Raw genomic sequence first — 13280 nt, 5'->3', positions numbered from 1 at the left:
CCACCCGTACGCACCAGACCGTCGAATCACTCAAGACACGGACGGAATACCGGCCAGGACATTCGGAGCGAGAGGGCCCGCGGATTGGTGCGAGCTCAGAAAACTTGCCCGAAGAGGCGGTCAGAAGAGATGGATCGCAAGATGCCCCAGCGGCAGCCCCAGTCGCCAGGCCGGCGTCCACACCTTCGGACCGTCGTCCTCGCCCGGCACCGGGCCGCCACCGGGCACCGCGTCCAGGTCCGGGGCGAGCAGCTCGGTCTCCTCCAGCCAGCGCCAGGCCGCCGACGCCAGCTCCAGGTCCGGGGCGGGACCGCCCGATTCGACCGCCTCGGCCGCCAGCCGCGCCATGTGCTCGCGCACCCAGTCCTGCCACGGCTGGTCGTACGCCGTCAGCGACAGCCACGTCTCCAGCTGTGAGACGACCCGGATGCCGGAGAGCTCACCGTCGCTGTCGGAGAGAAAGATGGTGAGCGCCAGCGCGTCACGCCCGGCGCGGAACTCGAAGGACGTGGGCGGCATCAGGTCGCCGGTCCGCAGCAGCTCGTCGGCGATGTACTCGGCGTACAACCACGCCATGGGGACGGTGAGTTCACCACCGCCGGTGCCGTCCGTGCTCTCTTGACCTCTGTGCAGCATCCCTTCCTGCCTTCCTCCGGTGCGTGCGCGTCGCCCGACCCCGGGCCCTCAGTCCGGAACACGGATGAGGACAAGCGGAGTACTCAACCATGGTCCTCGGCAGGCGCTTTACGGAGGTTTGACTCAGCCTTCGGTTTCACCGCAGGTCGGCCGCGTATCCCGGAAGCACCCGGCGCAGGGCGCGCAGCGCGTAGAACGCGCGGGACTTCACGGTACCGGGCGGAATTCCGAGCGCCGCCGCGGCCTCCGCCACGCTCGCCCCCTGGAAGTACACCTGCACCAGGACTTCACGGTGCTCCGGAGTGAGTGTCTTCACAGCCTCCCGTACATCGAGCGTCGCCGCAGACCGTTCCGCGTGATCGGCACAGACGCGCGCACTTTCGAGCACCGCGTCCCCGACCTCCGCGGGGCGCGCCTGGCGGGCCCGCCGCGCGTCGATCGCGAGCCGCCGCCCGACGGTGAGCAGCCAGGGACGTACGGAGTCGAAGGCGTCGGCACGCAGCGCCTCGGGGTGCTGCCAGGCGCGTACGAACGTCTCCTGCACCAAGTCCTCGGCGCGCTGCCGGTCGCCGTCACAGAGGCGCAGCAGCAGCGCGAAGAGCGGTCGGCCGTGCTCGCGCTGCAGCGCGGCCAGCTCGTGCTCGGCGGTCGTCCCGTGTGTGATGGTGGTGGTTCCGGCCGTCATGGCCTGTATGCCAGCGCGATGCGCGCCGCGCGGACAGGCCATGAGCACCGTTGTGCGGTGGGCGGTCGAAGCCGTCGGTGAGCGGTGCGATGAACGGTCCACCGGGGTGCGGGTCGCGGTGGCCGGGGGCTCTGCCCCCAGAGCCCCGCGTCGCCCCAACGGGCTCCTCCTCAAGCGCCGGACGGGCTAAAGACGTCGTTGCTGCTTGACTCTCGGCCGCCCCCGTATGTCCTTCTGTAAGTAAATATGACCGCATTGGGGCGAGGTTGATGACCACACGCAGGCGACAGACCACCCTGGCCCTCGCGGCCGTACTCATCGCGGCGACCGCGGGCTGTCAAGCTCAGGCCCCGTCGGCCCGGCAGCAGCGCGGACATCCGGCGGCCCCCGCCGCCGTCCGCGGCTTCACCCTCGTCGCCTCCGGCGACGTGCTGCCGCACACCTCGGTCATCGAGAGGGCGAACTACGACGCGGGAGGCCATGGGTACGACTTCCGGCCGATGCTCGCGGGGGTCGAACCCGTTGTGTCCGGCGCCGATCTGGCGATCTGTCACATGGAGACCGTGTACGGCGCGGACGGCGACTACACCGGCTACCCGACCTTCAAGTCCCCGCCGCAGGTGGCCGAGGGACTCGCCGCGACCGGCTACGACGCCTGCTCCACAGCCTCGACCCACACCCTGGACGACGGCGCCGCCGGAATCCGGCGCACCCTGGACGCGCTCGACCGCGCGGGCGTGCGGCACGCGGGATCGGCGCGTACGGCGGACGAGGCGAGCGTCACCAGCATGATGCGGGCGGGCAGCGCCAAGGTCGCGCATCTCGCCTACACCTACGACACGAACGGCTCTCCGCTCGCGCAGGGGCAGCCCTGGGCCGTCAACCTCATCGACCCCGACCGGATCGTCGCGGATGCCAGGGCCGCCCGGAAGGCGGGCGCCGACGTGGTCGTCGTATCCCTGAACTGGGGCACCGAATGGCAGGACGATCCGGACGAGCAGCAGCTGCGGCTGAGCAGGCAGCTGACCGCCTCCCGGACGAACGGGCGGCCCGACATCGACCTGATCCTCGGCACGCACGCCCATGTCCCGCAGGCGTACGAGAAGGTCAACGGCACGTGGGTCATCTATGGCATGGGCGACCAGATCGCCGGCGAGATGTTCGACCGCCAAGGCGTTCAGGACCGGCGCGGCAGCGAGAGCACCATCGGGCGGTTCACCTTCGCGCCGCCCGCGCACCAGGGCGCGCGCTGGGAGGTGACGAAGGCCGAGTTCATTCCGCAGGCGTTCGACCTCGACGCCGGTCGCGTGGTCAACCTCAACGTCGCCCTGGAGCAGGGGGCCGGGGTCGGCGGTGTACGCGACCGGATCAGCGACGTCGTCCTGAGCCGCGGCGCGGCCCAGAACGGCCTCGTCATGGGGGAGTAGCCGTGGCGCCGGCCGGAACGCGAGCGCCCGAGGGCCGGTCTACGGCACGACGGTGACGGGCCAGCGGCCCGCCTTCACCAGCCGGATGGCCACCGATCCGACGATCCGGTGGCCCGCCTGCTCGGAGGCGCCGACCACCACGGCGTCCGCCTTGAGCTCGTCCGCGGCCCTGACCAGGCCGTTGTACGGGTCGCCGCGGAAGGTGTGGAACTCCCAGCGCACTTCGAATATGTCCTTGACCCGCTCGGCGGATTCCCGGATCTGCGCGACCAGGTCCTCGGCGATCTCGTCGGTCGTCTCCGCGACCGGCACGCCAAGCGCCGCGCCCGCCGCCATCACGGGCTGGACGTACACGACGGCGAGCAGCGCGCGCTGCCGTCGGGCCAGGCCACCGGCATATGCCGCCGCATGGAGCGAGGAGTCGGAGCCGTCCACGCCGACGAGGATGACCTTGGGACCGTCCGTGCCCCGCTCGAACTGATGCGAGTGCTGCTGTTCCGTCACGGCTGTGAGGCTATCGGAAACCGCAGGTCCCGACCCCGTCGGGGAGGCGCGGAACCCGCTCGACGGGCGGGCCCGTCCGGCTCTTCCTAGAGTCGGAACCATGAGTGCCACCGTGGAGGCCCGCGCACCGAAGGACGCCACAGGGCCGATACGGCCGTCCCGGGGAGGCTTCCTCGGCAAGGTGCCCGAGGGCTTCGCGACGTTCTTCGGCGCTCTCGGGCTGCTCTGCGCCCTGCTGGCCTTCATCGAGCCCCTGCGGCGACTGCTGCGCCCCGTCGTGCGCTTCCTGGACCTGCTGATCGTCCCGGTCAGCGCGAACCTCGCGTACGCCGTCTTCCTCTTCCTGCTCGCCGGGGCGACCGCCGCCCGCAAACAGGTCGCCTGGTGGCTGGTCGTCGTCTACCTGGGCCTGCTCGTCCTCGACGACATTCCCGACATCGCGCAGGGCGTGTACGCCCAGTCGCTCCCTTCCCTCATCGTCTGCGGCCTCGCGCTGGTGCTGCTGATCGTGGCCCGCGAGGAGTTCTACGCGGCCCACCGGCGCGGCGCCGTGTGGCGGGCGCTCGCCGTGCTGCTCGCCGGGCTCGGCGTGGCGATTCTGGTCGGCTGGGGCCTGGTCGAGCTGTTCCCCGGCACGCTGCCGGAAGGCCGGCGGCTGCTGTGGGCGGCCAACCGGGTCTGCGGCGGCCTCGTCTCAGGGCGTTCCTTCAACGGGATGCCGCCGCGCGCACTGTCCTTCGTCCTCGGCCTGTTCGGCGCCCTGGCCCTGCTCAACGCCGCCGCCACGCTCTTCCGCTCCCAGCGCCTGGAGGCGGCCCTGCACGGCGACGAGGAGCCCCGCATCCGCGCCCTGCTCCACGCGTACGGCGCCGACGACTCCCTCGGCTACTTCGCGACCCGCCGCGACAAGGCCGTCGTCTTCTCGCCCAGCGGAAAGGCCGCGGTCACCTATCGCGTCGAGGCCGGCGTCTGCCTCGCCAGCGGCGACCCCGTCGGCGACCGCGAGGCCTGGCCGCACGCCATCGGCGCCTGGCTCGACGTGGCCCGCCACTACGCCTGGGCGCCCGCCGTGATGGGCGCCTCGGAGGAGGGCGCCAAGGCGTTCGCGCGCTCGGGGCTCGGCGCGCTCCAGCTCGGCGACGAGGCGATTCTGTACGTCGCCGACTTCGACCTGGACGGCCGCGACATGCGCGTCACACGCCAGGCCGTCAACCGCGTGCGGCGCACCGGCGCCACCTGCCGCGTACGCCGCCACTCCACCCTCACCGATGCGGAGATGGAGGAGATCGTCGACCGGGCCGACGCCTGGCGCGACACCGAGACCGAGCGCGGCTTCTCGATGGCCCTCGACCGGCTCGGCGACCCCGAGGACGGCGACTGCCTCCTGGTGGAGGCCATGGGGAGCGACGGCAAGCTCCTCGCGCTGCTCTCCTTCGTGCCCTGGGGCCGCGACGGCGTCTCGCTGGACCTGATGCGCCGTGACCGCAGCGCCCCCAACGGGGTCATGGAGTTCATGGTCGCGGAGCTGTGCGCGGTCGCCGGAAAGTTCGGCGCACGGCGCATCTCGCTGAACTTCGCGGCGTTCCGGTCGGTCTTCGAGGAAGGCGCCCGCATCGGCGCGGGGCCGGTGCTCAGGCTCTGGCGCCGGCTGCTGCTGTTCTTCTCCAGGTGGTGGCAGCTGGAGGCCCTGTACCGGTCCAACGCCAAGTACCACCCCGAGTGGTACCCGCGCTTCATCTGCTACGGCGAGACCGGCTCCCTCGCCCGCATCGGGCTGGCGTCCGGCATCGCCGAGGGCTTCGTCTCCGTACCCTCGCTGCGCAAGCTCTGGGGCAAGGGGCGCGCGAGGGGCGGACCCGAACCCGCGACCACCGAGGGCCTGCCCTCGCTGTCGGCCCTCGGCCTCGAAGAAGGGGACGAGGCCGAGGCCGCGGATCCGACGGCGGGCCTGCCCGAACAGGTCCGCATCCGGCACCGCACCCTCGACCGGCTCCGCTCCGACGGCACCGACCCCTATCCGGTGGGCATCCCGCCGCGCACCCACACCCTCGCCGAGGTCCGCGAGGGCGACCATGTGACCGTCGCCGGCCGCGTCATCCTCGTACGCGACTTCGGCGGCATCGTCTTCGCCGTGCTGCGCGACTGGTCCGGCGACCGTCAACTCGCCCTCACCCGCAAGGACTCCGGTCCCGCCCTCGACCGGTTCCGCAAGGACATCGACATCGGGGACCACATCATCGCGAGCGGTCTCACAGGAGTCAGCGACACGGGCGAGCTGACCGTGTTCGTCACGTCCTGGCAGCTCACCGGCAAGTGCCTGCGCCCGCTGCCCGACAAGCGCCGGGGCCTGGCCGACCCCGAGGCGAAGGTGCGCCGCCGCTACCTCGACCTGGTGTCCAGCCCCGACGCCCGCGCGGTCGTCCGGGCCCGTTCCACCGCCGTACAGGCGCTGCGCCAGGGTCTGCTCGACCGCGGCTATCTTGAGGTCGAGACACCGATGCTCCAGCAGATCCACGGCGGCGCCAACGCCCGCCCCTTCACCACCCACATCAACGCCTACGACCTGAATCTGTACCTGCGCATCGCACCCGAGCTCTATCTGAAGCGGCTGTGCGTGGGCGGCCTGGAGAAGGTCTTCGAGATGGGCCGCACCTTCCGCAACGAGGGCGTCTCCTACAAGCACAACCCCGAGTTCACGATGCTGGAGGCCTACCAGGCCTTCGCCGACTACGACGTGATGCTCGATCTCACCCGCGAACTGATCCAGGGCGCGGCGACCGCCGCCTTCGGGGCCCCCGTCGCGCGCAAGGACGGCACCGAGTACGACATCTCCGGGCCCTGGCCCGTCAAGACCCTGTACGGCGCGGTCTCGGAGGCGCTGGGGGAGGAGGTCGACGCCGACACGCCCCTGGAGACGCTGCTGCGGCTGTGCGACCGCGCGGGCGTGCCGTACACGGCGGACGACGGACGCGGCGGTGTCGTACTGGAGATGTACGAACGACTGGTCGAGGAGAAGACCCAGCTCCCCACGTTCTACAAGGACTTCCCGACCGACGTCTCTCCGCTCACCCGCCAGCACCGCGCCGACCCGCGCCTCGCCGAGCGCTGGGACCTCGTCGCCTTCGGCACCGAACTGGGCACCGCCTACTCGGAGTTGACCGACCCCGTGGAACAGCGCCGACGGCTGACCGCGCAGTCGCTGCTGGCTGCCGGGGGAGACCCCGAGGCGATGGAGCTCGACGAGGACTTCCTCGACGCCCTGGAGTACGCGATGCCGCCCACCGGGGGCCTCGGTATCGGCGTCGACCGGCTGGTCATGTTCCTCACCGGGCTGACGATCCGTGAGACGTTGCCGTTCCCCCTGGTGCGCCGCCGCTGAATGGTCCAGGCGGGTGCTTTCGTAGGTCCGCACCGGTGTTCCTGAACTGCGCCACCCCTCATCAGGGTGACTGATAAATCATGAAAAAGGATAAGCTGCTCACCCGGCGCCGGGCGTTGATCGCCGGCGCCGCCGTCCTGGGCGCGGCCGGGGCGGCGGGCACGGCCCGCGTCCTCACCGCCGAACCGGCCGCGAAGCCGGTGCTCAGTGCCCCACCGGTCTCGGGCCCGCAGGCGCGCCGCGCCCTCAAGCCCTCCGCCTACCGCCTCCAGCCGATGGCCGGATACGGCGCACCACGCAGCGCGCCCGCGCGGACCGTCGTCCGGCACGAGCCGCTCCTGCGTATGTCCGGGCGCGGCCGCAGCATGGTGCTGACCTTCGACGACGGCCCCGACCCCCGCTACACGCCGGGCATCCTGCGCACCCTGCGCGAGTACGACGTGCGCGCGATGTTCTTCGTGTGCGGGGAGATGGCCGTCGACAACAAGGACCTGCTGAGCGAGATGGCCGACGACGGACACATCGTCGGCAACCACACCTGGACCCACCCGCTGCTGACCCAGCTCTCGCGCTCCGCGATCCGCTCAGAGATGGAACGCACCAGCGAGGTCATCGACGACGCCTACGGTGAGCCGCCCGTCTGGTTCCGCGCGCCCTACGGGGCCTGGAACCGGGCGGCCTTCCAGATCGGCGCCGAACTGGGCATGGAGCCGCTGGCATGGACGGTCGACTCGCTCGACTGGACGACCCCGGGCACCGGCACCATCGTCGACCGGGTCGAGAGCGGCGCCGCCCCGGGTGTCGTGGTCCTCTCGCACGACGCGGGCGGCGACCGCTCGCAGAGCGTACGGGCGCTGCGCGACTATCTGCCGCAGCTGCTGGATTCCGGCTATCACATGACCGTGCCGCGACGGCGATTCGCGTAGCGCCCTCGGCAGGCTTTCGCCCGCCCGGTCAAGGAACGCTCAGCGAACCTCGACCAGGCGGGCGAATACGACGACGTTGCCGTCGTAGCCGTGCTGCTTGGAGAAACCGCCCCCGCAGGTGATGACCCGCAATTCGGGAGCACCCTTGCTGCCGTACACGCGGTCGCCGGGGAAGTTGTTCTTCGCGAAGACCTCGATGCCGTAGATCTCGAACGCCGCGGTCTTCCCGTCCTTGCGCTGCACCTCGATCCGGCTTCCCTTTTTCAATGCCCCGAGCCCGTAGAAGACGGCGGGGCCCCGCATGTTGTCCACATGGCCCACGATCACGGCCGTGCCCTTTTCGCCGGGCGAGACCGCGCCGGTGAACCAGCCGGCGAGATTCGGGTCGTCGGGCGGCGGCGCGGCGACCCACCCGTCGATGTCGAGACCCACGGGCATGACCGGGGCGTCGACCTGGATCGACGGAATCCTGACCCGGTCCACCAGGGAGTACGGCAGCGGAGCCGGAGCGCCTGAGAAGGTGCCACCGGCGGTGCGGCTTTCGGCTGCCGCTGCCGAAGCGGGCTGCGGAGGGCCCACGTCGAACTCACCGGAACCATTCCGAATGAGCGCGAGGCCGGTCAGCAGAACAAGCGCTATCACGCCCCACGGGGCGCGCTTCCTCCTCCGCCGCTCCTCCTCTTCGGCCAGCTCGGACGCAGACATTCGCAATCCCCTCTCGACGCGGCCGTCGCCGCGTCCGTCGCGCATATGAGAACGCTAAGTCCAGCACGTCCGGCGGGCGACGGGGCGCGGGCGAACGGGTGGCGGAGTACATCGGGCGTGAGCCATCCGAGTTGCCGAGGCCAGGAATTTTCTGACGGTCCGTGACCTGCGGCAATATCCGATTGTGTGTAATTCTCTCGGCGTGTCCTCTCACCGGGACGGACCATTCTCGAAATGCGGCCCTGTGCACGGCATCTGAGGGTCTGTCTGGGAGGCGTTTTCTCGCCGATCTACCGGGGACGGTTCCCGGGGCGTCTTCCGCGGAGGATCACATGGGAAACTCACGTGCCCTGGCGGCCGCGGCCACGGTGGTCGCCGTCCTCGGGCTCGCCGCCCCCGCGGCCGTCGCGGACGGTATGGGCGACGGGAGCGGTCTGGGCAACACCAATTTGGGTGACGCGGGCAACATCAGCGGGTTTGGGCTGGGCAACATCAACGGGTTCGGGCCGGGCAACACCAACGGGTTCGGGCTGGGCAACAACAACGGGTTCGGGCTGGGCAACAACAACGGGTCCAGGCTGGGCAACAACAACGGGTCCAGGCCGGGCAACAACAACGGGGGTGGCCCGGGTAACAACAACGGGGGTGGCCCGGGCAACAACAACGGGTTCGGGCTGGGCAACAACAACGGGTTCGGGCCGGGCAACAACAGCGGGTTTGGGCTGGGCAACAACAACGGGTTCGGGCCGGGCAACAACAACGGGGATGGTCGGGGTAACAACAACGACGGGTTCGGGCTGGGTAACAACAACGGGTTCGGGCCGGGCAACAACAACGGGGATGGTCCGGGCAACGACTTCGGGGGTTTTTCGAGGAACATCGTCGCCGTCCCCAGCGTCATCGCCGCCGGCGGCCAGCTGACGGTGACGGTCGACGGGTGCCGGAACGGCGGCACCATGACCTCGCCCGTGTTCCGGCGCGCGACCCTCTCGCGGGTCCCGGGCAACAACGACACGGCGAGCGGAACGGCGAACGTCGACCGCGACGCGCGCCCCGGCTCGTACGACATCAACGTCAACTGCGTCGGGTCGGGCTCCCTGACCCGCCCCCGTGCCTTCACTGTCGTCGGTGGTGTCCGCGGTGGTCTCGGCGGCAGCAGCTCGACGGGCGCCACGCGCACCGACATGGCGATCGGTGGCGGTCTGGTGGCCGCGGCCGTCATCGGCGGCGGAGTGTTCTGGTTGCGCCGCCGGTCCGAGAAAAGGATCTGACCGGCCCCCCTGTGGATCCGACCGGCTCTCCCCCCTTCAGAGACGGCCGTCCCCCTCGGAAACGCACGTGGGAGCCCTACGCCCTGGATCCTTCCGAAAGGGTCCGGGGCGAAAGGCTGTGCCGCTGCGTCAGGAGTCGTCGGCCGCGGTGCGGCGGCGCGCCATGTACCACGCCGTGCCGACCGTGCCTGCGATGAGCGCGGCTCCGAGGCCGATCTCCTTCAGGTCGAAGCCGCCGACACTCCCGCCGACACCGGCCCTGACACCCCCTTGGGTGGAGACCGGGAGAGGTGTCGTGTTGTCGGCACGGCCGGTGGCGATGGTGAGGTCCGTGTGACCGCTCACGCCGTCGCACATGAACGTCACTTCGTACGCAGCGCCCTGCTTGGCGTCCGAGTCGACCAGGGCCGTGGCCGAGGACTGACCCTGCCGGATGGTGACGGTGTCGAAGACACCCGAGGAGACCGTGACGTCCCGCTGGCAGCCCCCGTCGTTTCTCTGCACGAGCAGCGCGACCTGACCGCCCGTGGCGATGGTCGACGGCTGGACGCTGAAACCGAACGGGGTGATGTTGTTGTTCCCGTCGCCGGCGACGGCGGCGGGCGCGGAGAAGGCCAGGGCGGTCACGCCCAGCAGAGCGGCCGAAGCGACGCGTATCGCGTGCATGGTGAGCCTCCAGGTCCCCGAGGAGCCTTGCCGCGGACCATTTCCGCTTGCGTCAGAAATGCGCCTCGATGATCGAAACGCTAGGAAAGGGAGCGCGTGGGCGCGATCGCAGTCGCGCGAATGGGGCAATCGCGTGGGCCGTTCAGGGGACGGTGTACGTGCAGACGGGGGACGGACGCGGCGTGGCGTCCGTACCCCGCTGTCGGGCCGCTCTTGAGGGTTCGTCACCCGGGAAGGTGCGGGAACAGCGCCGTGAACGGCTCCGCCGAGGCCGTGATCCCCCGGCTGTAGGGCGCGTCGAAGTCCCAGATCAGGAAGAGCAGGAAGGCGATCAGGGCGGAGAAGAGCCCGGCGAGGATCAGCTCGCGCGTGGTGCGCCGGATCTGCAGGGCGAAGACCATCCCCACGGTGACCACGGCGCCGGCGATCAGCCCGAACCACACCACCCCCGGCATGGTCGCCCCCGTGGAGTCGGAGCGGGCGTTGCGTGCGGCGTCGGCCGCGGTCACCTGGTCGACGAGGGGTTGATAGGCCTGGGCCTCGAAGTCCGTCCTGGGCTTGTAGTCGGTGACGTCCTGACGGATGCGGTCGAAGAGCCGGCCGCCCTCGGCCGTCACATGGCCCTGGTCCGCCATGGCCTTCCACTCGGTGGTGACGACGTGGCCGACATACGCGTTGACGTCGCCGCGGATGCGGTCGCGCACGTCGGGCGGGTAGACGCGGACCCGTGCCGAGATCTCGTGCAGGGCCTGCGCCTCGGTCTGCACATGGTCCTGGGCGACGCCGCGGGCCTCCCAGACACCGGCGATGGCCAGGCCCAGGACGATGGCGTACACCACGCCGATCATCATGGTCATGTACTCGATCACGTCCGGGGTCTCGGACGGATCCTCGTCCTCACGGACCGCGCGATGACGTACGAGCGTGACGACGAGGACGACGACGCACGCGGCCGCCATCGCGAGGACGAGAACAAGCCATTCCGACAAAGGATGCCTCCAAGGATCAGCGCGGGCGCAGCGCCGCGACGGCGAGTACCGCGGGCGCGGTGATGAGCAGGGTGAGTGAAACCAGCGAGGGGCCACCGCGGGACGGGTGCTTGCGCGGCGGGTTGCGATACGCCGGATAACTCACCGGGGACGGGGTCGGCTTGGGGTGCGCGCTCGGTGTGGGCGTCGGCGTGGGAGTGGGCCTCGGCGTCGGGGTGGGCCGGGGCGGCACGGGCCGTGGGCTCGGCGAAGGAGGAGGCGGGGGTGGGGGAGGCGGTGGTTCGGGGCTCGGTGAGTGAGTGGGTGGGTGCGTCGGAGTGGGGGTCGGGGCCGGCGTAGGGGTCGGTGTGGGCGTCGGGGTGGGCGTCGGGGTCGGTGTGGGCGTCGGGGTGGGCGTCGGGGTGGGGCAGGGCGGTGGTGGTGTGGGGGTCGGGCACCAAGCGGTACCGCCGGTGACCGCCACTGCGCCGCTTCCCGCGACGGCGACCGCCGAGACCCCGTCGCCGTCCGGGCCGACGGAGGCGTACGCGCAGGAGTCGGCGACCGCCGACCCCTGCGACGCGCCACCGAGGATCCAGGCCAGCGTCAGCAGCGCCAACAGCCGTATGACGAGGGCGGATCGGGTCCGCTTGGGTCCATGCACGACGGAGATCATGGAGCGCGCGGCGCCCGTGTACGCCGGAGTGGCGGGGTATTGCCCCCGAAGGGAGGATGTGCGCCTCCCCGCAGTTTGACGGGCCGCGCGGAATGCACCGCCGGGTACGTACATGTGCGCGAACCGCGCGGTTCGCGTCACAGGTTTCGGAAAGAAATTTGTGAGCCGGTTGAACACTTCCGCCACTCCCGCCCGTACCTAGGGCCATGCGCGGCGCAGCAGGGCGCTGCAACACCAATGCGAACAGCGGGAGTTACCCATGAAGACCTCCTGGCGGAGCGCCTCCCTCGTAGCGACAGCTGCGGCCGTGCTGGCGCTCACGACGGCGTGCGGTCAGGAACAGGGCACCCAGTCGACGGGCAGCCAGAATGTGGGCGCCACCGCGGCCGCCGGCGATTATGGATCGAGTTCCAGCGACACTGGCTCCGGCAATGGTTACGGCGCCGATTCCAAGGACGAGCAGGGCACCGCGGCCAAGGCGGAATCCGCAGGTCAGCTCGCTGTTACCGAAAGTACGAAGCTCGGCAAGGTGCTGACCGACAGCGCCGGATTCACCCTTTACCGCTTCGACAAGGACACGGCCGAACCGCCGAAGTCGAGCTGCGACGGCGATTGCGCGACGGCCTGGCCGCCGGTTCCCGCCGAGGGTGCCACCGCCGCCACCGGTGTGGACAAGGCGCTCCTTGGTGAGGTCACCCGGACGGACGGCACCAAGCAGCTGACCATCGGCGGCTGGCCGATGTACCGGTACGCGAAGGACACGAAGGCCGGGGACACCAACGGTCAGGGCGTGGGCGGCACTTGGTACGCGTCTGCCCCCAATGGCAAGAAGGCGACCCTGGCCGACCTGCCCGGCCTGTCGACCCGCAACGACCCCAAGCTCGGCGAGATCGTCGTCGACAAGAACGGCATGACGGTCTACCGCTTCATGAAGGACCAGGCCTGGCCTGTCTCGAAGTCGGCCTGCACCGGCGCCTGCCTGGAGAAGTGGCCCGCCGTCGCGCCGGTCGCCGCGAACGACACCAAGGGCGTCCAGAAGAAGGGCCTCATGGGCTTCACCCGGCCGGACGGCGTCAAGCAGATGACCGTCAACTGCTGGCCCATTTACACCTTCTCCGGTGACACGGCTCCCGGAGACACCAACGGTCAGGGCGTGGGCGGCACGTGGTACGCCGTCGCGCCCGACGGAAAGCCGGTCGGCGCGTCCGAGTAGAAGATCACCTCCCCAGGGTTGATCACCTCGCCCAGTCAGCAACGGAACGCGGAAGGGAGTGGACGCAGAGAAGCACTGTGCCGGACGAACGAAACAGCGCGCGCGACCTTGGTCCGCCCCCCCCCCCCCCCCCCGGGGGGGGGGGGCACCTTGTGTTTCCCGAAGGGGGGGGGTTTTTCTCCCCTTTTTTCCTCCCGGGAGCGTTTTTTCGTTTTTCTGGGCGG

At 70.4% G+C, this 13280-nt stretch carries 12 protein-coding genes; 5 read left to right on the top strand and 7 right to left on the bottom strand.

From position 1 onward, the window contains the following. Positions 1 to 120: 120 nt before the first annotated feature. Both ACZ4WS_RS01110 and ACZ4WS_RS01105 read right to left on the bottom strand, forming a co-directional pair. A complete protein-coding gene (locus ACZ4WS_RS01110; protein ID WP_467976022.1) occupies positions 121 to 636 on the bottom strand; it encodes a hypothetical protein in 516 nt (171 codons plus the stop codon). Positions 637 to 772: 136 nt separating this feature from the next. After that, positions 773 to 1321, bottom strand: a complete 549-nt coding sequence (locus ACZ4WS_RS01105; protein ID WP_467976020.1) for a sigma-70 family RNA polymerase sigma factor — start codon at positions 1319 to 1321, stop codon at positions 773 to 775. Positions 1322 to 1590: 269 nt separating this feature from the next. Between ACZ4WS_RS01105 and ACZ4WS_RS01100 the strand changes: the two genes are divergently transcribed. Continuing rightward, a complete protein-coding gene (locus ACZ4WS_RS01100) occupies positions 1591 to 2748 on the top strand; it encodes a CapA family protein (protein ID WP_467976018.1) in 1158 nt (385 codons plus the stop codon). 39 nt (positions 2749 to 2787) lie between these two features. Here ACZ4WS_RS01100 and ACZ4WS_RS01095 read toward each other — a convergent pair whose 3' ends face one another. Further along, positions 2788 to 3252 (bottom strand): universal stress protein, encoded by a 465-nt coding sequence (locus ACZ4WS_RS01095; protein ID WP_467976017.1) that lies wholly within the window; start codon positions 3250 to 3252, stop codon positions 2788 to 2790. A 100-nt stretch (positions 3253 to 3352) separates the two neighbouring features. Between ACZ4WS_RS01095 and lysX the strand changes: the two genes are divergently transcribed. Further along, positions 3353 to 6631: a bifunctional lysylphosphatidylglycerol synthetase/lysine--tRNA ligase LysX gene (gene lysX / locus ACZ4WS_RS01090; RefSeq protein WP_467976016.1), complete on the top strand. Its 3279-nt coding sequence runs from the start codon at positions 3353 to 3355 to the stop codon at positions 6629 to 6631. A gap of 80 nt (positions 6632 to 6711) precedes the next feature. Next, complete coding sequence (locus ACZ4WS_RS01085; protein ID WP_467976015.1) at positions 6712 to 7557, top strand: polysaccharide deacetylase family protein; 846 nt, start codon at positions 6712 to 6714, stop codon at positions 7555 to 7557. 39 nt (positions 7558 to 7596) lie between these two features. Here the strand turns inward: ACZ4WS_RS01085 and ACZ4WS_RS01080 are convergent, their stop codons facing one another. Further along, positions 7597 to 8262, bottom strand: a complete 666-nt coding sequence (locus ACZ4WS_RS01080) for a class F sortase (protein WP_467976014.1) — start codon at positions 8260 to 8262, stop codon at positions 7597 to 7599. A gap of 797 nt (positions 8263 to 9059) precedes the next feature. On the opposite strand from ACZ4WS_RS01080, the gene ACZ4WS_RS01075 reads away from it, so the two are divergent. Beyond that, positions 9060 to 9533: a hypothetical protein gene (locus ACZ4WS_RS01075; RefSeq protein WP_467977117.1), complete on the top strand. Its 474-nt coding sequence runs from the start codon at positions 9060 to 9062 to the stop codon at positions 9531 to 9533. Between the two features lie 129 nt (positions 9534 to 9662). Here ACZ4WS_RS01075 and ACZ4WS_RS01070 read toward each other — a convergent pair whose 3' ends face one another. The 3 genes from ACZ4WS_RS01070 to ACZ4WS_RS01060 form a co-directional block, all read right to left on the bottom strand. Further along, positions 9663 to 10199 (bottom strand): hypothetical protein, encoded by a 537-nt coding sequence (locus ACZ4WS_RS01070; RefSeq protein ID WP_467976013.1) that lies wholly within the window; start codon positions 10197 to 10199, stop codon positions 9663 to 9665. 224 nt (positions 10200 to 10423) lie between these two features. Then, positions 10424 to 11188, bottom strand: coding sequence for a bestrophin-like domain (locus ACZ4WS_RS01065; RefSeq protein WP_467976011.1), 765 nt, complete (start codon positions 11186 to 11188; stop codon positions 10424 to 10426). Between the two features lie 16 nt (positions 11189 to 11204). Next, entirely contained in the window at positions 11205 to 11333 is a 129-nt protein-coding gene (locus ACZ4WS_RS01060; RefSeq protein ID WP_467976009.1) for a hypothetical protein, read from the bottom strand. A 769-nt stretch (positions 11334 to 12102) separates the two neighbouring features. On the opposite strand from ACZ4WS_RS01060, the gene ACZ4WS_RS01055 reads away from it, so the two are divergent. After that, positions 12103 to 13056, top strand: a complete 954-nt coding sequence (locus tag ACZ4WS_RS01055) for an SCO0930 family lipoprotein (RefSeq protein WP_467976007.1) — start codon at positions 12103 to 12105, stop codon at positions 13054 to 13056. The last annotated feature ends 224 nt before the right edge of the window (positions 13057 to 13280 follow it).

The sequence above is a fragment of the Streptomyces sp. NPDC029292 genome (assembly GCF_055569295.1).
Note: the sequence above shows the minus strand (reverse complement) of the source record. Positions and strands in the feature narration are given on the sequence as shown.

What these genes read in the sequence shown, in the direction of transcription:
- ACZ4WS_RS01110 (WP_467976022.1), bottom strand. Translation starts at nt 636, where the DNA reads ATGCTGCACAGAGGTCAAGAGAGCACGGACGGCACCGGCGGTGGTGAA.
- ACZ4WS_RS01105 (WP_467976020.1), bottom strand. Translation starts at nt 1,321, where the DNA reads ATGACGGCCGGAACCACCACCATCACACACGGGACGACCGCCGAGCAC.
- ACZ4WS_RS01100 (WP_467976018.1), top strand. Translation starts at nt 1,591, where the DNA reads ATGACCACACGCAGGCGACAGACCACCCTGGCCCTCGCGGCCGTACTC.
- lysX (WP_467976016.1), top strand. Translation starts at nt 3,353, where the DNA reads ATGAGTGCCACCGTGGAGGCCCGCGCACCGAAGGACGCCACAGGGCCG.
- ACZ4WS_RS01085 (WP_467976015.1), top strand. Translation starts at nt 6,712, where the DNA reads ATGAAAAAGGATAAGCTGCTCACCCGGCGCCGGGCGTTGATCGCCGGC.
- ACZ4WS_RS01080 (WP_467976014.1), bottom strand. Translation starts at nt 8,262, where the DNA reads ATGTCTGCGTCCGAGCTGGCCGAAGAGGAGGAGCGGCGGAGGAGGAAG.
- ACZ4WS_RS01070 (WP_467976013.1), bottom strand. Translation starts at nt 10,199, where the DNA reads ATGCACGCGATACGCGTCGCTTCGGCCGCTCTGCTGGGCGTGACCGCC.
- ACZ4WS_RS01055 (WP_467976007.1), top strand. Translation starts at nt 12,103, where the DNA reads ATGAAGACCTCCTGGCGGAGCGCCTCCCTCGTAGCGACAGCTGCGGCC.